16 protein-coding genes and 2 pseudogenes are annotated in these 22,385 nt (G+C 72.1%); 13 read left to right on the top strand and 5 right to left on the bottom strand.

What is annotated here, in order from left to right; all coding sequences use genetic code 11:
- Positions 1-60: 60 nt before the first annotated feature.
- The 6 genes from ABZ342_RS18745 (at position 61) to ABZ342_RS18770 (ending at position 9,651) form a co-directional block, all read left to right on the top strand.
- Positions 61-1,524 carry an APC family permease gene (locus ABZ342_RS18745; RefSeq protein ID WP_360474348.1) on the top strand — a complete coding sequence of 488 codons (1,464 nt, stop codon included), beginning with the start codon at positions 61-63 and terminating at the stop codon, positions 1,522-1,524.
- Positions 1,521-2,084, top strand: a complete 564-nt coding sequence (locus tag ABZ342_RS18750) for a GNAT family N-acetyltransferase (protein ID WP_360474350.1) — start codon at positions 1,521-1,523, stop codon at positions 2,082-2,084. The genes ABZ342_RS18745 and ABZ342_RS18750 overlap by 4 nt, the downstream gene beginning before the upstream one ends.
- A gap of 47 nt (positions 2,085-2,131) precedes the next feature.
- Positions 2,132-3,295 carry a lactate 2-monooxygenase gene (locus tag ABZ342_RS18755; RefSeq protein ID WP_360474352.1) on the top strand — a complete coding sequence of 388 codons (1,164 nt, stop codon included), beginning with the start codon at positions 2,132-2,134 and terminating at the stop codon, positions 3,293-3,295.
- 115 nt (positions 3,296-3,410) lie between these two features.
- Positions 3,411-3,758 (top strand): hypothetical protein, encoded by a 348-nt coding sequence (locus ABZ342_RS18760; RefSeq protein ID WP_230862389.1) that lies wholly within the window; start codon positions 3,411-3,413, stop codon positions 3,756-3,758.
- Positions 3,759-3,875: 117 nt separating this feature from the next.
- Positions 3,876-7,769, top strand: a complete 3,894-nt coding sequence (gene hrpA, locus ABZ342_RS18765; RefSeq protein ID WP_360474354.1) for an ATP-dependent RNA helicase HrpA — start codon at positions 3,876-3,878, stop codon at positions 7,767-7,769.
- Positions 7,770-7,881: 112 nt separating this feature from the next.
- Entirely contained in the window at positions 7,882-9,651 is a 1,770-nt protein-coding gene (locus ABZ342_RS18770; RefSeq protein WP_360474356.1) for a sialidase family protein, read from the top strand.
- 160 nt (positions 9,652-9,811) lie between these two features.
- Here the strand turns inward: ABZ342_RS18770 and ABZ342_RS18775 are convergent, their stop codons facing one another.
- Positions 9,812-11,500 (bottom strand): bifunctional 3'-5' exonuclease/DNA polymerase, encoded by a 1,689-nt coding sequence (locus ABZ342_RS18775; protein ID WP_360474358.1) that lies wholly within the window; start codon positions 11,498-11,500, stop codon positions 9,812-9,814.
- A gap of 153 nt (positions 11,501-11,653) precedes the next feature.
- Here ABZ342_RS18775 and ABZ342_RS18780 point away from each other — a divergent pair, with 153 nt between their 5' ends.
- Positions 11,654-13,288, top strand: a complete 1,635-nt coding sequence (locus tag ABZ342_RS18780) for an acyl-CoA synthetase (protein ID WP_155541806.1) — start codon at positions 11,654-11,656, stop codon at positions 13,286-13,288.
- 39 nt (positions 13,289-13,327) lie between these two features.
- Here ABZ342_RS18780 and ABZ342_RS18785 read toward each other — a convergent pair whose 3' ends face one another.
- Positions 13,328-13,618: a nuclear transport factor 2 family protein gene (locus tag ABZ342_RS18785; RefSeq protein WP_155544312.1), complete on the bottom strand. Its 291-nt coding sequence runs from the start codon at positions 13,616-13,618 to the stop codon at positions 13,328-13,330.
- 75 nt (positions 13,619-13,693) lie between these two features.
- On the opposite strand from ABZ342_RS18785, the gene ABZ342_RS18790 reads away from it, so the two are divergent.
- Complete coding sequence (locus ABZ342_RS18790) at positions 13,694-16,654, top strand: LuxR C-terminal-related transcriptional regulator (RefSeq protein WP_360474360.1); 2,961 nt, start codon at positions 13,694-13,696, stop codon at positions 16,652-16,654.
- A 23-nt stretch (positions 16,655-16,677) separates the two neighbouring features.
- Here ABZ342_RS18790 and ABZ342_RS18795 read toward each other — a convergent pair whose 3' ends face one another.
- Positions 16,678-17,604 carry a hypothetical protein gene (locus tag ABZ342_RS18795; RefSeq protein WP_360474362.1) on the bottom strand — a complete coding sequence of 309 codons (927 nt, stop codon included), beginning with the start codon at positions 17,602-17,604 and terminating at the stop codon, positions 16,678-16,680.
- 445 nt (positions 17,605-18,049) lie between these two features.
- Between ABZ342_RS18795 and ABZ342_RS18800 the strand changes: the two genes are divergently transcribed.
- From ABZ342_RS18800 to ABZ342_RS18820, 5 genes are read left to right on the top strand one after another with little or no spacing between them, the layout of a single operon-like run.
- A complete protein-coding gene (locus ABZ342_RS18800; RefSeq protein WP_360474364.1) occupies positions 18,050-18,802 on the top strand; it encodes an SDR family oxidoreductase in 753 nt (250 codons plus the stop codon).
- The gene (locus ABZ342_RS18805) at positions 18,799-19,854 is read left to right on the top strand and encodes a phosphotransferase family protein (RefSeq protein ID WP_360474366.1); all 1,056 of its coding nucleotides are present in this window, start codon (positions 18,799-18,801) and stop codon (positions 19,852-19,854) included. The genes ABZ342_RS18800 and ABZ342_RS18805 overlap by 4 nt, the downstream gene beginning before the upstream one ends.
- The gene (locus tag ABZ342_RS18810) at positions 19,855-20,511 is read left to right on the top strand and encodes a histidine phosphatase family protein (protein ID WP_360474368.1); all 657 of its coding nucleotides are present in this window, start codon (positions 19,855-19,857) and stop codon (positions 20,509-20,511) included.
- 10 nt (positions 20,512-20,521) lie between these two features.
- Entirely contained in the window at positions 20,522-21,442 is a 921-nt protein-coding gene (locus ABZ342_RS18815; RefSeq protein ID WP_360474370.1) for an SMP-30/gluconolactonase/LRE family protein, read from the top strand.
- A complete protein-coding gene (locus ABZ342_RS18820) occupies positions 21,442-21,825 on the top strand; it encodes a VOC family protein (protein ID WP_196425212.1) in 384 nt (127 codons plus the stop codon). Before ABZ342_RS18815 ends, ABZ342_RS18820 begins: the two co-directional genes overlap by 1 nt.
- Positions 21,826-22,010: 185 nt before the next feature.
- Here ABZ342_RS18820 and ABZ342_RS18825 read toward each other — a convergent pair.
- Both ABZ342_RS18825 and ABZ342_RS18830 read right to left on the bottom strand, forming a co-directional pair.
- Positions 22,011-22,121 (bottom strand): annotated as a pseudogene (locus tag ABZ342_RS18825) (IS5/IS1182 family transposase); the annotation flags it as partial.
- 117 nt (positions 22,122-22,238) lie between these two features.
- Positions 22,239-22,349 (bottom strand): annotated as a pseudogene (locus ABZ342_RS18830) (transposase); the annotation flags it as partial.
- Between the last annotated feature and the right edge of the window lie 36 nt (positions 22,350-22,385).

Genomic DNA, 22,385 nt, shown 5'->3' on the forward strand with positions numbered 1-22,385 from the left:
TGCGGACCCCCTACTCTGGGGCGCCGCGCCCAAGATCACCTACGGCGCGGGGGAAGGTTCATGCGTACCCAATCACCGGGGCCCGGCCTCGGACGGAGGCGGCTCGGCGCCGCCCAGATCGTCTTCTTCGTCGTCGCGGCGGCCGGCCCGCTGTACGCGATCGCCGGCGGGGTCTCGGCGACCTACGCGGTGACCGGCAGCGTCGGCGTGCCGCTGTCGTTCGTCCTGCTCGCCCCGGTCCTCGCGCTGTTCGGCGTCGGGTACGCCGCGATGAGCCGGTACATCACGAACGCCGGCGCGTTCTACCCCTATGTGGCGCACGGGATCGGGCGCTCCGCGGGCACCGCCGTCGCCTACGTGACGGTGCTCGCCTACAGCTCCATCCAGACCGGCGTCTTCGGCCTGTTCGGCCTTTCCGTCTCCACCTGGCTGAACACGACGTTCGGCTGGAACCTGCCGTGGTGGCCGATCGCGCTGCTGGCGGTGCTCGCCGTCGGCGCCGCCGGCGTGCTGCGGATCGACCTCAACGCGAAGGTGCTCGGCGTGGCGCTGGCCCTCGAGGTCGCGGTGCTCGTCGTGCTGAACGTCGCCATGTTCGGCCACCCGGCCGGTGGGTCCGTTTCGGTCGTCCCCCTGGAGCCGTCGAGTCTCTTCACGGCGGGCGTCGGCGCGGTTTTCGCTTTCTCCATCGCGGTTTTCGTCGGTTTCGAAGGGGCCGCCACCTACGGCGAGGAGTGCCGCGATCCGCGCCGGACGGTGGGCCGCGCGACCTTCATCGCGATCGGCCTGACCGCGGTCCTCTACATCGTCACTTCGCTCGGGATGGCGGTCGCGACCGGGCCGGACCACATCGTCGAGCGCGCCACCGCGGAGGGGCCGGGCCTGCTGTTCGGGCTCGGCGGGCAGTACGTCGGCCCGGCCTTCGCCGACACCGCGTACCTGCTCTTCCTGACCAGCCAGTGCGCCGCGCTGCTGAGCCTCCACAACGCCGTGGCGCGCTACTTCTTCGCGCTGGGCCGGGAAGGGCTCCTGCCGGAGGGCTTCAGCCGCACCAGCAAACGCACCGGCGCGCCGATCGGCGGCTCGCTGGTCCAGACCTCGATCGGGATCGTCGTCGTCTCGGTCTTCGCGCTGGCCGGGCGCGACCCGTTCACCGACCTGTTCACCTGGACCGGCGTCACCGCCTCGACGGGTGTCACGATCATCATGATCGCGGTTTCGCTGTCGGTCATCGGGTTCTTCCGCCGCCGCCCGGGCAGCGAGACGTGGTGGCGGCGCGCGGGCGCGCCCGCGATCGCGGCGGTGACGCTGACCGCGATCCTCGTGCTCATCATCGTCCATTTCGACGTCCTGCTCGGTCCGGCGGGCTCGATCCCGTCGCTGCGCTGGGGCCTGCCGGGGCTGCTGGCGCTGGCCGGCCTGGCCGGCTTCCTGCGGGCCGAGGCGCTGCGCACCCGGCGTCCGGACGTCTACGCGGGGATCGGCGGTCCGCTGCGCGAAGACGAACTCGCGGAGACGCGGTGAGCGACGTCCGCGCCGCGGATCCGTCCGAAGTGGACATCGTGGTCGAGCTCCTCGTCGAGGCGTTCCAGGACGACCCGGTGAGCCGCTGGGTGTTCCCGGACGCCGGACGCCGCCGCGCCGTCTCGCACCCGGCGTTCTTCGGCGCGCTCGTCGAAGCCGGGTTCGCGGCCGGGCACGTCGACGTGACCGGCGACCACACGGCCGCGGTGATCTGGCTGCCCGCGGGCGGGGACGACGAGCCGATCGAGGGGCTCGACGCGGCCGAAGCGGATCGGCTCGGCGTCCTGCTCGGGCTGATGGCGGCCGTCGAGCCGGCCGGACCGCTCTGGCACGCGCAGTTCGTCGGCGTCCGGCCCGGACACCAGGGCCGGGGCATCGGCGGGCGGCTGCTGCGCCACGGCCTCGACCGCGCGGACGCCGAGGGCGTGCCCACCTACCTGGAGGCCAGCTCGCCGGACAGCACGCGGCTCTACCGGCGGCTCGGCTTCCGCGACCACGGGCCCGCGTTCCGGCCACCCGGCGGACCGCCGATGCAGCCGATGCGGCGTCCTCCGGCCTGAGCCGTTACCGACGAGTACAGTGCGCGTTCGAACGCGAGGAGGAAGCCGTGACCGAACGCTTCGGCAGCTACCAGAACGAGCTCTACCTGCAGGGACTCGGTGGGGTGCTGCCGCCGTGCTCGACCGACGCGACGAAGCTCGAAGCGTCGGCCCGTGAGGTCATGGCGCCCGGCCCGTTCTCCTACGTCGCGGGTTCGGCCGGCTCCGGCGCGACCGCGCGCGCCAACCGTGAGGCGTTCGACCGCTGGCGCGTCGTGCCGCGGATGCTGACCGGCGCCACCGACCGCGACCTCTCGACCACGGTGCTCGGCACCCGGCTGGCCGCGCCGGTGGCCGTCGCGCCCGTCGGCGTCCAGTCGATCGTCCACCCGGACGCCGAGTCCGCGACCGCTCGCGCCGCCGCCTCGACCGGCCTCCCGTTCATCCTGTCCACGGCGTCGTCGACCGGCATCGAGGACGTCGCCGAGGCCAACGGTGACGGCCCGCGCTGGTTCCAGCTGTACTGGCCCGGCGACCCGGACGTCTGCGCGAGCCTGCTGGCCCGGGCGAAGGCGGCCGGCTACACGGCGCTGGTCGTCACGCTCGACACGTGGACGCTGGCCTGGCGGCCGTCCGACCTGGACCAGTCGTACCTGCCGTTCCTGCAGGGCGAGGGGCTCGCGGTCCCGTTCACCGACCCCGTGTTCCTGTCCCGGCTGGAGAAGACGCCGGAGGAGGACCGCGGCACGGCCATCCTGACCTGGATCGGCATGATCACCGGCACCGACCGGACGTGGGACCAGCTGCCGTTCCTGCGCGAGCACTGGGACGGCCCGATCGTGCTCAAGGGCATCCAGCACGTCGCCGACGCGCGCCGCGCGGCCGAGGCCGGGATGGACGGCATCGTCGTCTCGAACCACGGGGGCCGCCAGGTCGACGGCGCGATCGGGGCGCTGGAAGCGCTGCCCGGGATCGTCGCGGCGGTCGGCGACCGCATGGAGGTGCTCTTCGACTCGGGCGTCCGCACCGGCGCGGACGTGCTGAAGGCGATCGCGCTGGGCGCGCGGGCGGTGCTGGTGGGCCGGCCGTGGGTGTACGGGCTGGCGCACGCGGGCGAGGACGGCGTCCGCCACGTGCTGCGGAGCCTGCTGGCCGACTTCGACCTGACCATGGGACTTTCCGGCCACCGCACCCTCGCCGACCTGGGCCCGGACTCGCTCCGGCGGACGTGAGATAACAAAACGGGAAAACCGGGGACAGCTCGGGAAGCGGCGGCTACTGTTCGAGTCCCATTGCGGGCCGTCGGGGCGGCCGGCTCGAGTTTTCCTTTCCTGTTGGGGGTTTTCCATGTCTTCGATCATGATGCGGATCGGCATCCTGTTCGCCGTCCTCGGCTTCGGCTCGCTCGTGCTGGAGCAGTTCGACTACGAGTTCCGGCTGCTGTCCTGGGCCACCGACATGCAGCCCGGCTTCGGCATCGTGCTCGGCCTGGTCGGCGTCGCGCTGATCGGCGGTTCGGTGGCGATGAACCGCGCCAAGTCCGCGCCGCAGCCGCAGCAGCAGTTCGCCCAGCAGCCGCCGGCGCCGGGCCAGTTCCCGGGTCAGCAGCAGCCGTACCAGGGTCAGCCCCAGCAGTTCCAGGGCCAGCCGCAGCCCCAGCAGCAGTACCCGCAGCAGCCCGGCCAGCAGGGCTGAGTCCGGCTCCGAAGGCCTCCGCACCTCCCGGTGCGGAGGCCTTTCGCGTGCGCCCGGTCACGCGGCGGGGATATTGGGAGGCCGGTCTCGTCACGCACGGCTATCCTCGGTGCAAGCATGTCCACGTCATCCCCCTTCGAAGCGCTGCGTGCGCGCCTGCCCGAGCTGATGCCGCGCGACGAGCAGCGGCTGCGCCGGCGGCTCGACGGTGCCCGCAAAGCCCGTGACCGCGACGCCGCCCTCGCGCAGATCTCCGCCGACATCGACAAGGCCGAGCTGCGCATCGCGTCGCGCCGCGAGAACGTGCCCAAGATCGAGTACCCCGAAGAGCTGCCGGTCAGCAAGCTCAAGGACGAGATCGGCGCGGCGATCGCGAAGCACCAGGTCGTGATCGTCGCGGGGGAGACCGGCTCGGGCAAGACCACCCAGCTGCCGAAGATCTGCCTCGAGCTCGGCCGCGGCATCCGCGGCCAGATCGGCCACACCCAGCCGCGGCGCCTCGCCGCCCGCACGGTCGCCGACCGGATCGCGAGCGAGCTGAAGACCGAGCTCGGCGACACCGTCGGCTACAAGGTGCGGTTCACCGACCAGTCCGGGCAGGACACGCTGGTCAAGCTGATGACCGACGGCATCCTGCTGGCCGAGATCCAGACCGACCGCTCGCTGCGCCAGTACGACACGCTGATCATCGACGAGGCTCACGAACGCAGCCTCAACATCGACTTCATCCTCGGCTACCTCAAGCAGCTGCTGCCGCGCCGCCCCGACCTCAAGGTCATCATCACCTCGGCGACGATCGACCCGGAGCGGTTCTCGAAGCACTTCGACGACGCCCCGATCGTCGAGGTCTCCGGCCGGACGTACCCGGTCGAGACGCGCTACCGGCCGCTGGTCGACCCCGAAGACCCCGACGGCAATCCGGACCGCGACCAGACCCAGGGCATCCTCGACGCCGTCGAAGAGCTGTGCGCCGAGGGCCCGGGCGACGTCCTGGTGTTCCTCTCCGGCGAGCGCGAGATCCGCGACACCGCGGACGTGCTCAACCGGGCGAACCTCCGCAACACCGAGGTCCTGCCGCTCTACGCGCGCCTCTCGGCGGCCGACCAGCACCGCGTCTTCCAGCAGCACACCGGGCGCCGGGTGGTGCTCGCGACGAACGTCGCCGAGACGTCGCTGACCGTGCCGGGCATCAAGTACGTCGTCGACCCGGGCACCGCGCGCATCTCCCGCTACAGCCACCGCACGAAGGTGCAGCGGCTGCCGATCGAACCGATCTCGCAGGCGTCGGCGAACCAGCGCAAGGGCCGCTGCGGCCGGACGTCCGACGGCATCTGCATCCGCCTCTACTCCGAAGAGGACTTCGAGGCGCGGCCCGAGTTCACCGATCCGGAGATCCTGCGGACGAACCTCGCGTCGGTCATCCTGCAGATGACGTCGCTCGGGCTGGGCGACATCGCCGCGTTCCCGTTCGTCGAGCCGCCGGACCGCCGCCAGGTCACCGACGGTGTCGGGCTGCTGCAGGAGCTGGGCGCGTTCGACAGCGCGGCCGCCGGGAACAGCGACCGGCGGCTCACCGACATCGGCCGCAAGCTCGCGCAGCTGCCGGTCGACCCGCGGATGGGCCGGATGGTGCTGGAGGCGGCGAAGAACGGCTGCGTCCGCGAGGTCATGATCATCGCCGCGGCACTGTCCATCCAGGACCCGCGGGAGCGGCCGGCGGAGAAGCAGCAGGCGGCCGACCAGCAGCACGCGCGGTTCGCCGACCCGACGTCGGACTTCCTCGCCTACCTCAACCTGTGGGAGTACGTCGCCGAGCAGCAGAAGGCGTTGTCCGGCAACCAGTTCCGCCGCATGTGCCGCACCGAGTACCTGAACTACCTGCGCCTGCGCGAGTGGCAGGACATCTTCAGCCAGCTGCGGCAGCTGGCGAAGCCGCTCGGCATCTCGCTGAACACGAACACGACCCCGGTCGACCCGCAGCGCGTGCACACGTCGCTGATCGCCGGGCTGCTCTCGCACATCGGGCTGAAGGACCCGGCCAAGGGCGACTACCTGGGCGCGCGCGGTGCCCGCTTCGGCATCTTCCCGGGGTCGGCGCTGTTCAAGAAGCAGCCGCGGCTCGTGATGTCGGCCGAGCTGGTCGAGACGTCGCGCCTGTGGGCGCGGGTGAACGCCCGGATCGAGCCCGAGTGGGTCGAGCCGCTGGCCGGGCACGTCGTCAAGCGCACCTACTCCGAGCCGCACTGGGAACGCAAGCAGGGCGCGGTGATGGCGACGGAACGGGTGACGCTGTACGGCGTCCCGCTGGTCGCCGACCGCCGCGTCAACTACGGCCGGATCGACCCGGAGATGTCGCGGGCGCTGTTCATCCGGCACGCGCTCGTCGAGGGCGACTGGCAGACGCGCCACCACTTCTTCGCCGAGAACCGGGCGCTGCTGGACGAGGTCGAGGACCTCGAGAACCGGGCCCGCCGGCGCGACATCCTGGTCGACGACCAGACGTTGTACGAGTTCTACGACGCCCGCGTCCCGGCGGACGTCGTCTCGGTGCGCCACTTCGACAGCTGGTGGAAGAAGACGCGCCACGAGCAGCCGGACCTGCTCTCGTTCGAGAAGTCCATGCTCATCAACGAGACCGCGGGCGGCGTCCGCGAGGGTGACTACCCGGACTCGTGGACGCAGGGCACGCAGGTCTTCGCGCTGACCTACCAGTTCGAGCCGGGCGCGGACGCGGACGGCGTCACCGTGCACATCCCGCTGCCGGTGCTGAACCAGGTGACGCCGGACGGGTTCGACTGGCAGGTGCTGGGCCTCCGTTCGGAGCTGGTCACCCAGCTGATCAAGTCCTTGCCGAAGGCGTTGCGGCGCAACTTCGTCCCGGCGCCGGACACGGCCCGGGACGTCCTTTCGCGAGTGTCCCCTTCGGACGGTCCGCTACTGGAGGTGCTCGGCCGCGAGCTGCGTGCGTTGCGCGGGGTGCTGGTACCCTACGCGGACTGGGACCTTTCGTCGGTGCCGGAGCACCTGAAGATGACGTTCCGGGTGGTCGACGAGCGCGGCAAGCGCGTCGCCGAAGGCAAGGACATCGAGGCGCTGCAACGGAAGCTGGCGCCGAAGGTCCGGGAGACGATCTCGAAGGCGGCCAACACGCTCGAAAAGGCCGGGCTGACCAAGCCGGCGTTCGGCTCGCTGCCGGAGGTGTTCGAGTCGACGCAGCGCGGCCACGACGTCAAGGCGTACCCGGCGTTGGTGGACGAGGGCGCGTCGGTGGCGGTGCGGCTGCTGGACACGCCGGCCGAGCAGCGGCACGCGATGTGGGCGGGCACGCGGCGGATGCTGCGGCTGAACCTGAACTCGCCGATGAAGTTCATCACGAGGTCGCTGTCGAACTCGTCGAAGCTGGTGCTGAACCGGAACCCGCACGGAAGCGTGGCGGCACTGCTGGAGGACTGCGTCGACTGCGCGGTGGACGCGCTGATGACGGCGGGCGGCGGCCCGGTGTTCGACGAGACCGGCTTCAAGGTGCTGCTGGAGAAGGTCCGCGCGGGCCTGCACCCGGTGGTGCTGGACGTGCTGACCGACGTGGAGAAGATCCTCCGCGCGGCGAACGACGTCGAGGTGGCGTTGCCGTCGGCGCGAGGTCCGGCGGAGTCGCTGGCCGACATCCGGGCCCAGCTGTCGGGCCTGGTGTACCCGGGTTTCGTGACGGCGACGGGCGCTTCGCGGCTGCGCAACGTGGTCCGCTACCTGCAGGGAATCCTGCGCCGGCTGGAGAAGCTGGCTTCGGAGCCGACCCGCGACCTGCAGCGCACGGCCGACATCGCTTGGATCACCGCGGAGTACCGCGACGCGCTGGCTTCACTGCCACCGGGGACTTCGTCACCGGCGCTGGACGAGGTGCGGTGGATGATCGAGGAGCTGCGGGTTTCGTTCTTCGCGCAGACGTTGGGGACGGCCCATCCGGTGTCGCTGAAACGGATCACGAAGGCCATCGACGACGCGCTGGCGTGAGGCTCGCCGGGTATGTCCCGGCTCGGGTGGTTCCGAACTTCCGTCGGTTGACCGCGCGCGGACGGGCGTCAAGCCTGGGACGGCTGAAGACCTCCTGGGAAAGGATCTTCCGATGTCCTCAGGTGTTTCGTCCGCCAAGCGCAGAATCTTCGCCACGCTCACCGCGCTCGTCCTGCCGCTCGCCGTCGTCCTCGCGCCGGCCGCGCACGCCGCCGAGGGCGGGGGTTCGCCGCTGCCGGTGGATCCGCTGCACAGCAAGCACAAGATCGCGGCGGAGGCTCGGCACGACGTGCCGAATCCGCTGCTGAAGGAGCAGTTCGCCGAGGAGGAAGAAGAGGACGGCGACGATCCGGCGCTGTCCGCGCTCTGCCAGACCTACATCGGCAAGCCGAACCCCTACCGGCCGCTCGCCCCCAACAACGACGTCATCGCGGGCGACACGATCGTGCCCACCGGCAGCCAGACCGGCTGCAGCACCGCCCAGAACGAGACGACCGTCGCCGTCAACCCCGAGAACCCGCGCAACATCGTCGCCGGTTCGAACGACTACCGGCTCTACAACACCCGCGAGGCGCGCAACGACTCCGGCGGCTTCGCCTACACGTCGTTCGACGGCGGCCGGACCTGGGCGAACGTCCAGCTGCCGCACCTGAACTTCCCGACCGGCGCGCCGGCTCCACTGTCCTACATGGACGCCGCGGGTGACCCGGCGGTCGCGTTCGGGCCGCACAACACCGTCTACTACGCCACGCTCCTGTTCAGCCGGGCGGCGGTTCCCGACGACCAGCAGCTCGCCAGCGGCATCGCCGTGTCGGTGTCCCACGACGGCGGGCGCAGCTTCGGCGACCCGGCGATCCTGCACCTCGACGGCCTCACGCCGGCCGGCACGCCGACCCCCACGAACATCTTCAACGACAAGGAGTGGATCGCCGCCGACCCCGTGTCCGGCGACGTCTACGTGACCTGGACGCAGTTCACCTACGACGCCGACGGCGGGTTCACCGAGTCGCCGATCGTGCTGTCGAAGTCGGCCGACTTCGGCCGGACGTGGTCGCCGATGCGCCGGGTTTCGCCGTCACTGTCCGGTTTCCACGGGGGAATCACGCCCTACGGCAGCGGCTCGAACCCGGTCGTCACCCGTGACAAGACGCTCCAGATCGCCTACGAGACGTCGGTGTGCGCGACCGCGGCGTGCGACCAGCCGGCCGATCACGACGCCGTCGTCGTGGCGACCTCGCGGGACGGCGGACGCACGTTCCGGAACACGGAGGTGGCGCTCGACTTCGACTTCCCGGTCGACGAAGACGTCGCCAACAACGCGCTGACCGGGGAGAACTTCCGCGTCAACAGCTTCCCGCAGCTGACCTACGACCGCGTGACCGATCACCTGTGGGTGACCTGGGCCGACGACCGCAACGGCGTCTACCGCGACGGAGAGTCGGTCAAGACGAACGGCGACGCGTTCCTGAGCGGGTCCGACGGCCGCCACGGCTGGTCGAAGCCCGTGAAGATCGGCACGGGCGCCGACGAGGTGTTCCCGGCGGTCGCGGCGCTGGCCGGACGGGTCGCGGTCACGTTCTACACCCGGGCGTACGACCCGCACGGCATCGGCCTCGACTACGCCTACGCCACCGGCTGGGGCGACCGTTCGTCCCCGATCCGCCGGATCACGACGCAGACGGCGAACCCGCAGGTCCAGTTCGTCTCGACGGGCGCGGTGACCGGCAAGGAGCTGCAGGGCGTGTTCATCGGCGACTACACCGCGGCGGCGGTCGGCACCGACTTCCGCCTGCACCCGGTCTGGACCGACTTCCGCGGCAACCCGGGCAAGACCCTGCCGAACCAGGACGTCGGCACGCAGACGCTCTCGATGTTCGGCTGACGCGTACCCAGCCGGACGACACGCGTACCCGGCCGGACGACACACGTACCCGGCCGGACGACTCGCGTACCTGGACGGACGACACGACCGACCGGCCGTGTCGTCCAGCTGGGTACGCGTGTCGTCCATCTGCGTGCGCGTGTCGTCCGTCCGGGTACGGCTACTTCGCGTCGGCGTAGGTGTCGACCACCGCGACCTGCATCGGGAAGCGGACCGGGCAGGCCGGGCCGAACAGCATGCGGGCCGCCTCCGCGATCGAGTCCGTGATCGCGGAAGACACCTCCTCTGCCAGCTTGGCCGGGGTGTGGACGATGACTTCGTCGTGCTGGAAGAACACCAGGTGGGCCGGGGCCGGGAGGCGCTGGCGGAGCGTTGCCAGCATCACCGCCGTCATGTCGGCCGCGCTGGCCTGGACGACGAAGTTGCGCGTGAACCGGCCCCAGCCGCGTGAAGCCCGGCGGGCCTTCAGCTCCCCGGCCTCGTCCGAAGCCAGACCGCCGGTCAGCGCCCGCCAAGCCGCCGACGGCGCGGGAGACGTCCGGCCCAGCCGGGAGCGGACGCGCTCACCGCGCTCGCCCGCCTGCGCGGCGTGCTCCACATAGGACACCGCGTCCGGGAAACGCTGGCGCAGCAAGGCTAGCAGCGGTCCCGCTTCGCCGGACGTGCCGCCGTACATCGCCGAGAGCATCGCGATCTTCGCGCGCGCCCGGTCGTCGCGGTCGTCGCCCGCGGCCGGGACCCAGCGGGCGCCCGAAAACAGCGCCTCGCCCAGCCGCGCGTACAGGTCCGTCGCCGCCGCGACGTCGGCCAGCCGGCGGTCGCCCGACAACGCCGTCAGCACCCGTGGTTCGAGCTGGGCCGCGTCGGCCACCACCAGCTTCCAGCCCGGGTCCGCGCGCACGCACGTGCGCAGCACCTTCGGGATCTGCAGCGCCCCGCCGCCGCGGCTGGCCCAGCGCCCGGACACCACCCCGCCGACGACGTAGTGCGGCCGGAACCGGCCGTCGGCGACCCACTCCTCGAGCCACGCCCAGCCGTTCGCCGCGTAGAGCCGGGACAGCTCCTTGTACTCCAGCAACGGCCCGACGGCGGGATGGTCGATCCCCTTCAGCAGGTACTTCCGCGCGGCCGGCACCTCGATCCCGGCCCAGGCCAGCGCCTTGACCACGCTCGGCGGCGAGTCCGGGTTGACCGGCCGCCCGCCGAACGCCTCGCTGATCTTCGCCGCCAGCTCCACCAGCACCTTCGGCCGCTCCCCGGCGCGCACCCGCGGGCCGAGCCGGGACACCAGCAGCTCCTCGTGCAGGTCGGCGCGCCACGGCAGGCCGTCGGCCGACATCTCCGCGGCGGCCAGCGCGCTCGCCGACTCCGCCGCGAGCAGCAGCCGCATCCGGTCCGGGTACTCGGCCGCGGCCACCCGCCGCTCCTGCTCCGCGAGCACGCGCCGGACCGCCGTGACGACCGTCACGCCCTCGGGCAGCGTCGGCACCCTGGTCTCGAACAGCGTCGGCTGCGCCAGCTCGACGTCCGCGGAGTCGGGTGGCGCTTCCTCGCCGTTCGCCCTGGCCCAGGCCGCGCGCAGGCTCCGCGACTGCCCCTCCTGACCCTCGTGCGCCAGCAGCAGCCCCTCGGCCAGCGCGAGGTCGTAGCAGCGTTCGACCCGCACCCCGGCCGCGACGAGCACCGGGTACAGCAGCTCCACCGACGGGAACACCCAGCGCGGCCGCAGCGACGCCTCCAGCTCCCGGGCCAGCGCCGCGAAACCCGCGTCGTCCAGGCCGTTCGCCGTCGACGACGGTGACTGCACGGTGAAGCTCCCGTCCTCCTCCCGCCCGGCGATCACCTGCACGAAGACATCATGACGCCCACCACCGACAGTTTTCGCGCGGTCGCGGGCTGGTGCACTCGGCGTACGGTTGGTTTACTCTCCAGTAGCTCCCATACCGCCGGTACGCCCGCCGTCGGCGTGGACTCTCTTCCCCGCAGCAACGGAGGTGCCCGGATGAGCCTGGTCGAGCTCGCCACGCAGGTGGCGGACAAGGTGGCGGAGACAGCGCGCAGCGTGGACGTGATGCGCCGGGCCGGTCTCGTCCCCTTCCCCCGGCTCGACGAAGGGGTCCGGTCGCTGGTCGCGCTGCGCAAGTTCGGCCCGTTCGCCGGCGCGAACCACATCTCCGCGCGCCGCGACCCGACCGCCGTCGGCATCGTCGACGAGCTCGGGCCGCTGACCTACAAGCAGCTGGACGACCAGTCGAACGCGCTGGCCAGGGCCTGGTCCGAGCGGGGGATCAAGCCGGGCCAGGTCGTCGCCGCGCTGTGCCGCGACCACCGCGGCCTGGTCATCACGATGGCCGCGGCCGGCAAGCTCGGCGTCCGCCTGCTGCTCATGAACACCGGCTTCGCCAAGCCGCAGCTGGCCGACGTCGCCAAGCGCGAGGGCGTCACCGCGATCGTGTACGACCAGGAGTTCACCGGCCTGCTCGACGCGATCCCCGACGGCGTCGAGCGCTACCTGGCCTGGGTCGACCCGGACAGCGACCTGAGCGACCGGGACGTGCCGGTGCTGGCCGAGATCATCGCCAGCACCGACGACCGGCCGTGGCCCGCGCCCGCCAAGCCGGGCGGGTTCGTTCTGCTGACCAGCGGCACCACCGGAACGCCGAAGGGCGCGCCGCGGCCGCACACCTCGGCGCTGGCGTCGGCGCAGTTCCTCGACCGGATCCCGTTGCGGTCCAACGAAGCCACCTACATGGGCGCGCCGCTGTTTCACGGCACCGGCCTCTCGCAGTTCATCCTCTCCTTCGCGCTCGGCTCGAAGGTCGTGATGCGCCGCAAGTTCACGCCTGAGGAAGCGCTGCGCGGCGTCGCCGAGCACAAGTGCACCGCGCTCGTGCTGGTGCCGACCATGCTGCAGCGCATCGTCGACCTGCCGAAGGACGTCCGCGAGAAGTACGACACGTCGGCGCTGCGGATCATCTTCGTCGCCGGCTCGGCGCTGTCGCCGGACCTCGGCAACCGCGCGAACGAGGCGTTCGGCCCGGTCGTGCACAACCTCTACGGCTCGACCGAGGTCGCCGTGGCGACGGTCGCGACGCCGGAAGACTGGGCGAAGGCGCCGGGCACGGTCGGCCGCGCGCCGGTCGGCTGCAAGGTGGCGCTCTACGACGCGAACGGCGGTCGCATCACCGAGCCGCACGTGACCGGCCGGGTGTTCGTCGGCAGCGGCCTCAGCTTCGGCGGCTACACCGACGGCCGCCACAAGGAGATCATCGACGGCCTCCTCTCCAGCGGCGACGTCGGCCACTTCGACGAAGACGGCTTGCTCTTCATCGACGGCCGCGACGACGAGATGATCGTCTCCGGCGGCGAGAACGTGTTCCCGATCGAGGTGGAGAACCTCCTGGTCGAGCGGGAAGACGTGCTGGAAGCGGCGGTGATCGGCGTCGAGGACCCGGAGTTCGGCCAGCGCCTCAAGGCGTTCGTCGTGCTGGCCGACGGCGCGAAGCTCGACGTCGAGGGCGTCCGCGACTACGTGAAGGCGAACCTGGCGCGCTACAAGGTGCCCCGCGATGTCGAGTTCCTGGACGAGCTGCCTCGCAACGCGACCGGGAAGGTGCTCCGGACCAAGTTGCAGTGACAACCGAGGCTTCGCCACCCGGACCCCCCGAAAAGCGAGTTATGAGCCGCGCTGGACGTTGACGATCTGCCAGCGTCCGCCGCGCCGCGCGGCCACCACCGTGCAGCCGGCCCCGTCGCGGTGACCCGTGGCGACGCCGACCGACGGCGTCACCCGCAGGTCGGTCCACCGGAACGCGCCCGCGGGGGCCCGGCCGGGCCAGGCGTCCCGGTCGAGCACGCGCCCGTCCGGGCCGTCGCCGCGGAAGTCACCGGCCAGGAAGGCCGCGGTGCCGGCGCCGCGGGACTCGGCGTCCCGCCAGCGGGTCAGCAGCTCCTCGAACGTCTCCACACCGTCAAAGGTCGCAGCCGCCGCGCGCCGGGACATCTGCCACCTGGCCGAGATCGCTGGCAGACTGGCCGGGCCATGACCGAGACGAACCTCCGCCCCGCCGGCACGGTCACGATCCTCTGCGCCGGGGACGCGCCCCCAGCCGTCTTCGCGACGCCGGAAGACGCGCTGGCGACCCTGACCGGCGGTCCGGCCGCCCTCCACACCGGCGAAGCGCTGGTCCGCGACGACGGCACGCCCACCGGACCCGCCGTCCGGCGCTGCAGGTGGCTGCGAGAGCTGGCCACCGACGGCCGGACCCTCATCTCGGCGTCCGCCGCCGCAGCGCTGGGTGCGGGGGATGCGTTGGTCTCGCTGCACGACCTCGGCGTCCACCGGTTGCCCGACCTCACCGCGCCGGAGCGGGTCTTCCAGCTCGGCGGGACCCCCGCTCCGCTCCGCTCGCTCGACGCCGTCCCGAACAATCTCCCGGTGCAGCTCACCGGGTTCGTCGGCCGCGAGACCGAGGCCGCCGCGGTCGGAGGACGGCTTGCCGGCGGCAGGCTCGTCACGCTCGCCGGGCCCGGCGGCAGCGGCAAGACCCGGCTGGCCGCCCAGGTCGCGGCCGCCGCGGCCGGGCGGTGGCCCGATGGCGTGTGGTGGGTCGAACTCGACGCCGTCACCGGCCGCGCCGAGGTCGGCGAGCTGGTCGCCGCGGTGCTCGGTGTGCCGGTGGAGCCCCACGCGGGCGCCGCGCGCTCGGTCGCGACGGACCTGCGCGACCGCCGCGTCCTGCTCTGCCTCGACAACTGCGAACAGGTCCTCGACGGCGTCGCGGACCTCGCCGTCGAACTGCTGCGGTCCTGCCCCGAGGTCGCGCTGCTGACGACCAGCCGGGAACCCCTCGGCGTGCCGGGGGAGACGGTGTGGCGGGTGCCGCCGCTGGCCGTCGAGGAGGCTGTCGCGCTGTTCGTCGAACGCGCGGGCGCGGTCCGGCCACTGTTCACTTTGGACACTTCGAGCGCGGCCGCCGTCCGAGCGGTCTGCACCCGGCTCGACGGCATCCCGCTGGCCGTCGAGCTCGCCGCCGCGTGGCTCGGAACCCTTACCCCGCACCAGATCGACGCCGGCCTCGACGACCGGTTCGCCCTGCTCACCCGCGGCCCGCGCGGCGTGCCGGCGCGGCAGCGGACCCTGGCCGCGTCGATCGCGTGGAGCCACGACCAGCTCGACGACGAAGACCGCGTGGTCTTCCGGCGGCTTTCGGTGTTCGCCGGTGGGTTCACGCTCGACGCGGCGGGCGGCCCGGCCGCGCTGGGCCGGCTGGTCGACAAGTCCTTGGTGCTGGCCGAAAACGGCCGCTACCGGCTTTTGGAGACCCTGCGCGAGTACGCGGCGGCCCGGCTGGCCGAGGCGGGCGAGACCGACGCCGTCCGCGACCGCCACCTCGACCACTTCCTCGCCCTCGCCGAAGCCGCCGAACCGGACCTCGACCGGGACAAGGACGCCTGGCGCGCGCGGGTCGAACCGGAGTGCGACAACTTCCGCGCGGCCCTGGAATGGGGGCTGGCGCGGGAAGATCCCACCCGGGGCCGTCGGCTCGCGGCCGCCGTCGCGTGGCTGTGGAACCTGCGCGGCCGCGGCCACGAGGGCCTGGCGTACCTGAAGCGCGCGGTGGCCCGCTGCCCGGACGAGCGCTCGCCGCTGCAGGCCCGGCTGCTCACCGGGATGGGCCTCGTCGCGGACACGACGGCGCCGTTCGACGTCGAAGCCGCCCGCCTGGGCCTCGAAATCGCCACCGAAGCCGGCGAAGCGGGACTGCGCGCGCGGTGCCTCTCGCTGACCGCCCTCGGGCACCTCTACACGGACTTCGACGCCGCCTGGGACGTCGCGCTCGAAGCCGAGAAGGCCGCGGGAACCGACGGCTTCGCGCGCGACAGTGCGTTGATGCTGCGCGGAATCGTGGCGCACGCCCGCGACCGTCACGACGAAGCCGACCCTCTGCTCGCCGAAGCGGCCGAAGGACTCCTTCGCCGAGGCGACCGCGGACTCGCGTCGACCGTCCTCAGTGCGCGGTCGGCGATCGCGCTCGCGTCGGCGGACCTGCCGCGGGCGCGTGAACTCGCCGAGCGCGCGGTCGAGGTCGCCGCGCCGCTCGCGGACTTCCACCGCGTCAACACGACGCTGTGCCGGCTGGCGATGGTGCACTGCCTGGCCGGTGACGTCGACGCCGGGTTCCGTGTGATGGAACCGTTCTTGCGGCTCCTCGAAACCGCGGGGGACGTCTTCGTGCCCGGCATGGCCGGGGTGATGGGCGAGCTGCACCGGCGTCGCGGCGAGTTCGAGGAGGCGGCGCGCTGGTTCGAGCGCGAAGCCGTTCCCGGGACGTACATGGCGTCGCAGGGGCTCGCCGAACGCGGCGCCGTGCTGCGCGCGCTCGGCCGGACCGACGAGGCGGCGGAGGTGCTGGCCACCGCCGTCGAGCTGACCCGGCGCTGGGGCCTGCGGTCGGCGCTGGCCGACGCACTGGACCGGCAGGGGTACCTCGCCGGGCCGGAGCAGGCCGCCGAGCTGCACCACGAGGCGCTGGCGCTGCGCCTCGACCACGGCCTCCGCCTGGGCGTCCTGGGCAGCCTGGACGCGCTGACGACGCTCCTCGCCCGCACCGGACGCGACGCCGACGCCGCCCGGGTGCTCGTCTCGGCTTCCCGCGTCCGCGCCGACCTGGGCTTTCCGCGTCGCCCGGCGGAGCAGGAGTCGCTGGACGCGCTCGGACTGGCGACGGACGAACCGCCGATGAGCCTCGACGACGTCGTCGCGTTCGTCCGCCGGACGCGGGGTGCGCGCGGCCGCCCGTCGAGTGGCTGGGGGAGCCTGACGCCGACCGAGCGGGAGGTGGTGAAGCTCGCGGCCGAGGGCTGCACGAACCCGGAGATCGGCGCCCGGCTGTTCATGAGCCGCGGCACGGTGAAGACGCACCTCGCCCACGTCTACGCCAAGCTGGGCATCGCGAACCGCACGGAGCTGGCCACCGCGGCGGCCGCCCACCGCGAGTGACGTACCTTCGGAGTACGGGTACGTCAGTCCCAGTCGATGCCGAACACTCCCGGGCCGAAGTCCAGGGCCACCGCGTGGACGCCGTCGCCGCCGTCGAGCTTGAGCGGGCGCCGGGTGCCCGCGCCGCCCGCGCCGTTGCGGGCGTACTGCCAGCAACGCTCGGGTGCCGTGCCCAAGGCGAACCGGACCTCCAGCAGGTACTCGCGCACCGGGCGCCGGAACTCGCGGTAGTAGGTGTTGCGGCACTCCGGGTACGGCGGCCCGCCGTTGGTCAGCGTGTACTCGATGAGGTGCGTCTCGCCGCGGTCGATCGGCTGGTCGAAGATCAGCTCGGCGACGATCAGGCCGTGGGCCTCGTCGGTCTCGGCGCGCCCGACCCGGCAGTTGCGCACGGCGTGCAGCTCCGGCGCGCCGGCGGCCGGGTCGTCCTGGGTGTAGACGAGCAGCCAGCGGTCCTGCCCGTCCGCGCCCGCCTGGAACACCGCCCGCGCGGTGACCGCGCGCTGGCCGCCGTCCGCGGCGATCTCGCACAGGTCGTGCAGCCCGACCAGCTTCAGCGGGTGCTGGCGCTCGAGCGCGTCCGGCGCGCCGACCTTGTCCAGCAACGGCTGGAGCGTCTCGCGGGGGAACGTCATGGGCTCGCCGCCCACATGGCGCTTCCCGGCGCCGCCACGGGGCCTCGGCGGCGGCAGCAGCCCGAGCAGCGAGCCGGCGGGGACGTCGAGGATCTCTTCCAGCGTGCGCACCGCGGAGAGCGAGCTCTGCCGCTCCGGCTGGCGCTTGCCGGACTGCCAATAGCTGAGGGCGGTGACGCTGACGACGACGCCGCGGGCACGCAGCCGCGCCTGGATCCGGTCGAGGGAGAGCCCGCTGGTGGCGATGGCCGCGCGCAGGTGGGTGGCGAACGCGGTGCGCTCACCCTGCTGACCGCCCGCCGTGCTGCCCGCCATGTGCCGACCCGCCCCGTAACGTCCCCCGACGATCCCCGACACGGTGCACGTTACCAATCCGACCGGAGGTGAGCGGACACGGTCCGCGACCGATTTGCCCCGGGCGCCGGTTTACGCCGTCGCTGCTGCCGGACGGCGCCGCGACCGGAGCCGCCACCCCCTCGGCGGGGTGGCCCACGACGTCCGCTCAGGCGAACGGGCTAGTACTGGCAACTGTGAACCATTGCCCCGGCCTGGGCGGACGCGCTTGTATGACTTGCCCGCGCCGGTGGCTCCGCCTCCCCCTCACGGCCCATCCGGATGCGGGCGCCGGCCGTGGACAACGGCTCCGGCTCACCCGGCCGCGTTGTGCGACCGGCCGGGGTGGCCGCGCGATGACCGGTGGCCCGGCGACGCCCCCAGCGCCGGGCCACCGGTCTTATTACTTCCGGGTAGCATCCCGTTCATGACGATCCGGAAGAACATCCTGATCACCGGCGCGAGCAGCGGTTTGGGCGAAGGCATGGCCCGGCAGTTCGCGGCCAAAGGCCGCAATCTCGCCCTCTGCGCGCGACGCACCGACCGGCTCGAAAAACTGGCCGCCGAGCTGACCGCGGCCCACCCCGGGATCAAGGTCGTCACGCGCAAGCTCGACGTCACCGACCACGACAGCGTCTTCACCGTCTTCGAGGAGTTCCGCGCCGAGCTGGGGTCCCTCGACCGGGTGATCGTGAACGCCGGGCTCGGGAAGGGGCAGCCGGTCGGGAAGGGGCGGTTCGACGCCAACCGGCAGACCCTCGAGGTCAACTTCGTCGCGGCCGCCGCCCAGATCGAGGCCGCCGCCGGGATCTTCTGCGAGCAGGGCGCCGGGCACCTCGCCGTCGTCTCGTCGTTCAGCGCGATCCGCGGCCTGCCGCGCAACCTCACCGCGTACGCCGCTTCGAAGGCGGGGATCTCGGCGTTCGTCGACGGCACGCGCCTGGAGCTCAAGCCGAAGGGCATCAAGGTCACCGACATCCGGCCGGGCTACATCGAGTCGGAGATGAACGACCGGATCGGCCGGAACCCGTTGCTGACCAGGGCCGAGAGCGGCGCGCGGGCGATGGTCAAGGCGGTCGAGGCCGAGCGGGCGCGGGCCTACGTCCCGGCGTGGCCGTGGGTGCCGATGAGCCTCGTGATGCGCGTGGCGCCGGCCGCGGTCCTGCGGAGGTTCGCGTGACCACCGTCGAGGTGCGCGAGGAAGACGCCTTCGACGCGGCCGCGGTGCACGCCTGGCTGGCCGCGCGGGTCGAGGGCCTCGGCGACGAGCCGCCGGGCGTCCGGCAGTTCCCCGGCGGCGCGTCGAACCTGACGTACCTGCTGACCTACCCGGACCGCGAGCTGATCCTGCGCCGCCCGCCCGCCGGGCACAAGGCGGCGTCGGCGCACGACATGCGGCGCGAATACCGCGTGCAGCACGCGCTGCGGCCGGTGTTCCCGTACGTGCCGCGGATGCTGGCGTTCGGCGACGACCCGGCCGTGCTCGGCGGCGACTTCTACGTCATGGAGAAGCTGGACGGCCTGATCCTGCGCGGCGACCTGCCCGAGGGCATGACGCTGACGCCGGAGCAGGCGCGCGAGCTGTCCGGCAAGGTCGTCGACCGGCTGGTGGACCTGCACGCCGTCGACGTCGAGAAGGCCGGGCTGGCCGACCTCGGCAAGGGCGCCGGGTACGTCGAGCGGCAGATCCGCGGCTGGTCGGACCGCTACACCGCGGCGCGCACGGACAACGTCGGCGACTTCGCGGAGGTGCGCGAGTGGCTGGCTTCGAACCAGCCCGCCGAGGTCAAGATCTGCCTGATCCACAACGACTACCGGCTCGACAACCTGGTCCTCGACGGCCCGTCGACGCTGAACATCACCGGTGTCCTCGACTGGGAGATGGCCACGCTCGGCGACCCGCTGATGGAGCTGGGCAGCATGCTCGCCTACTGGGTGCAGGCCGGCGACGACGACGTCATGCAGGCCAGCCGCCGCCAGCCGACGCACCTGCCCGGGACGTTCACGCGCGAGGAGTTCGTCGCGCGGTACGCGGAGAAGACCGGGCTGGCCATCGGCGACTGGCGGTTCTACGAAGTCTACGGCCTGTTCCGGCTCGCCGCGGTGCTGCAGCAGCTGTACCGGCGCTACCACGACGGCGCCACCCGCAACCCGGCGTTCAAGGACTTCTGGCAGTTCGTCGGGTACCTCGACTGGCGCTGCCGCGAGATCATCGCGAAGGGGAGGGTCTGAGTGGGCGCGATCTACCTGGTCCGGCACGGACAGGCGTCGTTCGGCGCCGAGGACTACGACGCGCTGTCGCCGCGCGGGTTCGAGCAGTCCACTGTGGTCGGTGCGGAACTGCTGCGGCGCAACGTCTCCTTCGACCAGGTTCGGTCGGGAACGCTCGCGCGGCAGCGGGACACGGCGGCGACGGCGCTGAAGGTGCTCGGCTCCGACGTCCCGGTCGTCGAGGACCCGCGCTGGAACGAGTACGACCACGTCGACATCGCGCGGCACCACGCCGGAGGCGCGCCGCAGGAGGATTCCCGTGCGTACCAAGGGGTCCTGGACGCGGCGCTGAGGGCGTGGACCACGGCCGGCGCCGACGGGCCGTGCGCCGAGACGTGGCCGGCGTTCCTCGAACGCTGCCGCGGCGCGCTGGCGGACCTGGTGGCGGCGCTCGGCAAGGGCGAGCACGCGGTCGTGTTCACCTCCGGCGGCGTGATCGCGACGATCTGCGGGCTGCTGCTCGGGACGCCCGAGGTGGGACTGCTCAAGCTCAACCGCGTCACGGTCAACGGCGGCATCACGAAGCTGGTGTCCGGCCGCGGCGGCGTCACGATGCTGTCGTTCAACGAACACCCGCACTTCGAGGCCGACGCGGCTTCGCTGCTCACCTACCGGTAGGAGACGTTCGATGCGGTTCGGCGAGGTCACGGTCATCCCGGTGAACGGGCACGGCCCGGAGGACGTCGTGGTGGACGGCGAAGGCCGGATCTACGCCGGCGTCGACGACGGGCGCATCCTGCGCGTGTCCCCGGACGGCCGGCGCATCGACGTCATCGCCGACACGGGCGGGCGGCCGCTGGGGCTGGAGCTGTACGGCGACGACGAGCTGCTGATCTGCGACGCGCGGGCGGGTCTGCTGGTGGTGCCGCTGGCCGGCGGCGCGGTGTCGACCTTGGCCACTTCGGCGTTGGGCTTGGACTTCGTGTTCTGCAACAACGCGGCGGTGGCGGCCGACGGGACGATCTACTTCACGGACTCGTCGCGTCGCTTCGGCATCGACAACTGGCGCGACGACCTGATCGAGCAGACGGCCGGCGGCCGGCTGCTGCGCAGGTCCCCGGACGGTTCGATCGACCTGCTGCTCGACGGCTTGCAGTTCGCGAACGGCGTGGCACTGGCCCCGGACGAGTCGTTCGTGGCGGTGGCGGAGACGGGCGCGTTCAGCGTGTCCCGCGTCCGGCTGTCGGACGGTCACCGGGACGCGCTGATCGAGGACCTGTGGGGCTTCCCGGACAACATCTCGACGGGCTCGGACGGGCTGATCTGGATCACCCAGGCGTCCCCGCGCGTGCCGGCGCTGGACGTGGTCCGCCGCCTGCCGTCGTTCCTGCGGGCGGGGGTCCGGGCGTTGCCGACGTCGCTGCAGCCCAGCCCCGGTCGCGAGGTCGGGGTCATCGGCGTCGCGGCGGACGGCAAGGTGGAACGGGAGTTCCGCGGCGAGATCCCGGGGTTCCACATGCTGGTGGGCGTGCGCGAGTGGCGGGGGAAGCTGTACTTCGGGTCGCTGGAGGAGGACGCGATCGCGGTGACGGCGGCTACCCTCGGGTGATGCTGACCAACCTCCGGTTCGAAGCGCGTCTCCCGACCCAGGACCTCGACCGCGCCCGGCGCTGGTACCGGGAAAAGCTGGGTCTCGAACCGTCGGAAGAGCGCGAAGGCGGGCTTCGCTACGAAAGCCCGTCGGGAGTCTTCTGCCTGTACGCCTCGGCCGGGGTGTCCGACGGGTCCTTCACCCAAGCCGGGTTCTACGTCGACGACCTCGAAGCGACCGTCGCCGGCCTGCGCGAGCGCGGGGTGGTCTTCGAGGACTACGGGGACGACGGCATCGTCGAGGTCCGCGGGAACTACCCGAGCAAGGGCAGCGGCGAGCGCGCGGCGTGGTTCCGCGACAGCGAAGGCAACCTGATCGGGCTCGGCCAGATCGTGCCCTAGGGCCTGTCCTCGAAGCCAGAGGAGCAGGGTGGCCAGGTCGATCGTGCTTCGGTAGGACGTCGCGGTCTTGTCAAAGCGGGTGGCGATGGCACGGAAGTTGTCCGCCAGAACCCTGCTCGGCCGGGTCGGCGGACGACCTGGGCTGGACCGGCGAAACTCGTTTCTTGCCATGACCTGCGTGACATGGTGCAGTCGTTGACATTGGCACCGGTCGACATGATCGGCAGCGGCCGTCCGTGGCCGTCGCAGGCGAGATGGATCTTGGTGGTGGGTCCGCCGCGGGAGCGGCCGATGGCGCGGACAGGGTGCCGGTGCGTGACCAGCGCCAGAACGGTTGTAGATCGTCTTCCACGGTCCATACCGTCAGGCAGGTCACGCCACGCGACGCCGGTCTTGGCCTTGAACAGCTTCCCGTTGATCACCCGCCGGTCATCCACCCGCGGGCGACCCTTCGCGCCCGACTCTGGCAGCAACGGTTCGATCACCTGCCACTGCTCATCAGTCAACTCATGCCTGCGCACCACAGCCCAAGGTCAAAGCAGATCACCCGCACCAGCTGT

Origin of the sequence: Amycolatopsis sp. NPDC005961 (genome assembly GCF_040629235.1) — a bacterium.
In the GTDB taxonomy this organism is placed as follows: Bacteria; Actinomycetota; Actinomycetes; order Mycobacteriales; family Pseudonocardiaceae; genus Amycolatopsis; species Amycolatopsis camponoti.

Bases quoted from the DNA above. Each gene is read 5' to 3' on its own strand.
- ABZ342_RS18770 (WP_360474356.1), top strand. From the start codon at position 7,882: ATGTCCTCAGGTGTTTCGTCCGCCAAGCGCAGAATCTTCGCCACGCTC.
- ABZ342_RS18800 (WP_360474364.1), top strand. From the start codon at position 18,050: ATGACGATCCGGAAGAACATCCTGATCACCGGCGCGAGCAGCGGTTTG.
- ABZ342_RS18795 (WP_360474362.1), bottom strand. From the start codon at position 17,604: ATGGCGGGCAGCACGGCGGGCGGTCAGCAGGGTGAGCGCACCGCGTTC.
- ABZ342_RS18790 (WP_360474360.1), top strand. From the start codon at position 13,694: ATGACCGAGACGAACCTCCGCCCCGCCGGCACGGTCACGATCCTCTGC.
- ABZ342_RS18820 (WP_196425212.1), top strand. From the start codon at position 21,442: ATGCTGACCAACCTCCGGTTCGAAGCGCGTCTCCCGACCCAGGACCTC.
- ABZ342_RS18760 (WP_230862389.1), top strand. From the start codon at position 3,411: ATGTCTTCGATCATGATGCGGATCGGCATCCTGTTCGCCGTCCTCGGC.
- hrpA (WP_360474354.1), top strand. From the start codon at position 3,876: ATGTCCACGTCATCCCCCTTCGAAGCGCTGCGTGCGCGCCTGCCCGAG.
- ABZ342_RS18815 (WP_360474370.1), top strand. From the start codon at position 20,522: ATGCGGTTCGGCGAGGTCACGGTCATCCCGGTGAACGGGCACGGCCCG.
- ABZ342_RS18780 (WP_155541806.1), top strand. From the start codon at position 11,654: ATGAGCCTGGTCGAGCTCGCCACGCAGGTGGCGGACAAGGTGGCGGAG.
- ABZ342_RS18745 (WP_360474348.1), top strand. From the start codon at position 61: ATGCGTACCCAATCACCGGGGCCCGGCCTCGGACGGAGGCGGCTCGGC.